A 4,065-nucleotide genomic window follows, 5' to 3' on the forward strand; every position below is an offset into this window, starting at 1 on the left:
GGTCAGATCTTCCTTGAAACGGAACTGTTCTATCAGGGTATCCGCCCGGCCGTGAACACCGGTCTGTCGGTCAGCCGCGTGGGCTCTTCCGCCCAGACCAACGCGATGAAATCGGTTGCGGGTTCGGTCAAGCTGGAACTGGCGCAGTACCGCGAAATGGCGGCCTTTGCCCAGTTCGGGTCCGACCTTGATGCCGCGACCCAGCGCCTGCTGAACCGTGGTGCGCGTCTGACCGAGCTGATGAAGCAGTCGCAATACGCACCGCTGACCAACGCAGAAATCGTCTGCGTTATCTTCGCAGGCATCAAGGGCTTCCTCGACAAGCTCGCCGTGAAGGATGTCGGCCGCTTCGAGCGCGATCTGATCAAGTACCTGCGTAGCAACCGCAAGGACATCCTCGATTGGATCACCAAGGACGATCCGAAGATCAAGGGTGAGACCGAGGACAAGCTTCGGGCGGCTATCGACGAATTCGCCAAGACCTTCGCGTAAGCGGGGGGAGGGAACAGGGATATGCCCAGCCTTAAGGACCTGAAAAACAGGATCGAAAGCGTCAAATCGACGCGGAAGATCACCAAGGCCATGCAAATGGTCGCGGCGGCCAAGCTCCGCCGTGCCCAGGAAGCTGCCGAAGCTGCCCGGCCCTATGCCGAGCGGATGAATGCAGTCATGTCTGGCCTTGCCGCATCTGTTGGCGGATCGGATAGCGCGCCCCGGCTTCTGGCCGGGACGGGCGCAGAACAGACCCACCTTCTGGTGGTGATGACAGCCGAACGCGGCCTTTGCGGTGGCTTCAACTCTTCCATCGCGCGGCTGGCCCGTGCGAAGGCGGCCGAGCTGATCAAGGCTGGCAAGACGGTGAAGATCCTCACTGTCGGCAAGAAAGGCCGCGAGCAGCTCAAGCGCGACCTTGGCAGCCATTTTGTCGCCCATGTCGACCTCTCCGAGGTCAAGAAGCTTGGCTACAGCAACGCGCAAGGTATCGCGCGCGATCTGATCCATCGTTTCGACGCGGGTGAGTTCGACGTCGCCACGATCTTCTTCAACCGCTTCGAGTCGGTGATCAGCCAGATCCCGACAGCGCAGCAGGTGATCCCGGCGAAGTTCGACACCGAGGATGGCGAAGGCGCTTCGACGCTTTATGACTATGAGCCGTCCGAGGAAGAGATCCTTGCCGATCTTCTGCCGCGTGGCCTTGCCACCCAGGTCTTCACGGCGCTTCTGGAAAACGGTGCGTCGGAGCAGGGGGCGCGGATGTCCGCGATGGACAACGCGACGCGCAATGCGGGCGACATGATCGACAAGCTGACGATCCAGTTCAACCGCTCGCGCCAGGCCGCGATCACCAACGAACTTATCGAAATCATTTCGGGCGCCGAAGCGCTCTAAGGGAACCGGAGAAACTCAATGGCAAAAGCACCGAAAGCAGCTGCCGCAGTCGGCCGGGTGACGCAGGTCATCGGCGCCGTCGTGGACGTGCAGTTTGGCGATCACCTTCCGGCGATTCTGAACGCGCTCGAAACCAATAACAACGGCAAGCGTCTGGTTCTGGAAGTTGCCCAGCATCTTGGCGAAAACACCGTGCGCACCGTCGCCATGGACGCGACCGAAGGTCTTGTCCGCGGTGCCGTCGTGACCGACCTCGGTGAGCCGATCTCGATGCCGGTCGGCAACGAGACGCTGGGCCGTATCCTTAACGTCATCGGCGAGCCGGTGGACGAAAAGGGCCCGGTGAAGGCCAAGGAAAAGCGCCCGATCCACCAGCCTGCCCCGGATTTCGCAGAGCAGGCGACAAGCTCGGAAATCCTCGTCACCGGCATCAAGGTCGTCGACCTGCTGGCACCCTATTCCAAGGGCGGCAAGATCGGCCTCTTCGGCGGTGCGGGCGTTGGCAAGACGGTTCTGATCATGGAACTGATCAACAACATCGCCAAGGTGCATTCGGGCTTCTCGGTCTTCGCCGGTGTTGGCGAACGGACCCGTGAGGGCAACGACCTTTACCACGAGATGATCGAATCCGGCGTTATCGTCCCGGACGATCTGGAAAAGTCGAAAGTGGCCCTTGTCTACGGTCAGATGAACGAGCCCCCGGGAGCGCGTATGCGTGTGGCCCTGTCGGGTCTGACGCTGGCCGAGCAGTTCCGCGACCAGTCGGGGACCGACGTTCTCTTCTTCGTCGACAACATCTTCCGCTTCACCCAGGCGGGTTCGGAAGTGTCGGCCCTTCTCGGCCGTATTCCTTCGGCCGTGGGTTATCAGCCGACGCTGGCGACCGACATGGGCGCGATGCAGGAACGCATCACCTCGACCAAGGCGGGTTCGATCACGAGCGTCCAGGCCATCTACGTTCCGGCCGACGACCTTACCGACCCGGCACCGGCAACCTCGTTCGCCCACCTCGACGCGACCACGGTTCTGTCGCGTGCAATCTCCGAACTCGGCATCTACCCGGCCGTTGACCCGCTGGACTCCACCAGCCGGATCCTCGATCCGGCCGTTGTCGGCGAAGAGCATTATCAGGTGGCCCGTGACGTGCAGGGTATCCTTCAGCGCTACAAGTCGCTGCAGGACATCATCGCCATCCTCGGCATGGACGAACTGTCGGAAGAGGACAAGCTGACCGTGGCCCGGGCCCGGAAGATCCAGCGCTTCCTCAGCCAGCCTTTCGACGTGGCGAAGGTGTTCACCGGTTCCGACGGCGTTCAGGTGCCGCTCGACAAGACCATCGCGTCCTTCAAGGCCGTGGTCGCGGGCGAGTACGATCACCTGCCCGAAGCCGCCTTCTACATGGTCGGCGACATCGAGGAAGTGAAAGCCAAGGCGCAGCGTCTGGCCGCGGAAGCGGCGTAAGGGGGCGAGATGGCCGATACGATGCAATTCGACCTTGTGTCCCCTGAGCGGCGCCTTGCCTCCGTTCAGGCGCGCGAGGTCCGCATTCCGGGCGCCGATGGCGACCTGACGGCGATGCCGGACCATTCGCCGCTGATCACCACGCTGCGTCCCGGCATCCTCACCGTCGTCTCTGCCGAAGGCACGAGCGACTATGCCGTAACGGGCGGTTTCGCCGAGATTTCGGCGGCAGGTGCTTCGGTCCTGGCCGAACGCGCGATGCCGAAGGGCGAAGTGACAGCGGCCGACATGGACACGCTGATCGCCGATGCGACCTCGGAAGCGGGCGAAGCCCCGGCGGATGGCAAGGATGCCGCCAACAAACTGGTGGCCGACCTTCAGACGCTGAAAGGTGCGCTCGGCCTCTAAGGTTTTGAAAAGGAATAGTAAAAAGGGCGGCCGTCACGGCCGCCCTTTTTTGGTTACAGTAAGGTGGGTTTAAACCCACCTTACCGAAGTGTTGTTTAAGCGATGGTCATCTCTGGTGTCTCCCAACGTGACCTGTTTGTAAGGTGGGTTTAAACCCACCTTACTTTTGAAGGAGACGGGTCAGAGCGTCATGTGCCGCGCCCTTGCCCCGCGCTCGATGGCGGCAGCGTGGAGGCGGTCGATCGTGAGTTCGTGGCGGATTTCTTCCAGGAGCCGCAATTCACCCTGACGGATGGTGCCGTCGGCGGCCGCAACATCGCAGGCCAGAGCATAGGCGGTTTCCCACAGGCGGTCGGGCAGTGCTTCCTTGACCATGACGAAGAGCGTATCGAGGCCGTCATCCTCTTCCATGAGCTTGTAGACAGTCTCGGCAACCTCCTTTGCGTCGTCGAGGTCGTAGTCGGCGAAGATCGGCAGGTGGTTGACCTGACGCTCGATTGCCACAAGCTCTGATGTGCGAATGGTTTCGTCCGAAACCGAGACGGTGACCATGATCGCAACAAGCGCGTCCTGGGTCGTGAAGGCGGGGAGGGTATGGGTCACTGTCTTGTCCTTTATGCTTTGCAGGGCAAATTATTGACGTTCCGCCCCTCGTTCAATAGGAACCGGACCTTGTGGCGCATGGGGCGCCATCCTTTCGGGAATATGTATCATGTCTTCTCTGCGCGATGCTGCGATGAACTCCAAAGCCTGGCCTTTTGAGGAAGCGCGCCGCGTGCTGAAACGCTATGAGAAGGCACCGCCCGA

General features: G+C 61.4%; 4 protein-coding genes and 1 pseudogene. 4 read left to right on the top strand and 1 reads right to left on the bottom strand.

All coding sequences use genetic code 11. From position 1 onward, the window contains the following. The 4 genes and pseudogenes from WBB85_RS17325 to WBB85_RS17340 form a co-directional block, all read left to right on the top strand. Positions 1–492, top strand: a pseudogene (locus WBB85_RS17325) (F0F1 ATP synthase subunit alpha); the annotation flags it as partial. A 21-nt stretch (positions 493–513) separates the two neighbouring features. Further along, positions 514–1,389 (top strand): F0F1 ATP synthase subunit gamma, encoded by an 876-nt coding sequence (locus tag WBB85_RS17330; protein WP_432639846.1) that lies wholly within the window; start codon positions 514–516, stop codon positions 1,387–1,389. An 18-nt stretch (positions 1,390–1,407) separates the two neighbouring features. Then, the gene (atpD, locus tag WBB85_RS17335; RefSeq protein WP_432639847.1) at positions 1,408–2,850 is read left to right on the top strand and encodes a F0F1 ATP synthase subunit beta; all 1,443 of its coding nucleotides are present in this window, start codon (positions 1,408–1,410) and stop codon (positions 2,848–2,850) included. 9 nt (positions 2,851–2,859) lie between these two features. After that, the gene (locus WBB85_RS17340; RefSeq protein WP_432639848.1) at positions 2,860–3,258 is read left to right on the top strand and encodes a F0F1 ATP synthase subunit epsilon; all 399 of its coding nucleotides are present in this window, start codon (positions 2,860–2,862) and stop codon (positions 3,256–3,258) included. Between the two features lie 180 nt (positions 3,259–3,438). Here the strand turns inward: WBB85_RS17340 and WBB85_RS17345 are convergent, their stop codons facing one another. Then, the gene (locus WBB85_RS17345) at positions 3,439–3,861 is read right to left on the bottom strand and encodes a tellurite resistance TerB family protein (protein WP_432639849.1); all 423 of its coding nucleotides are present in this window, start codon (positions 3,859–3,861) and stop codon (positions 3,439–3,441) included. Positions 3,862–4,065 lie beyond the last annotated feature (204 nt).

This window comes from Albidovulum sp., from assembly GCF_049646345.1.
In the GTDB taxonomy this organism is placed as follows: Bacteria; Pseudomonadota; Alphaproteobacteria; order Rhodobacterales; family Rhodobacteraceae; genus Albidovulum.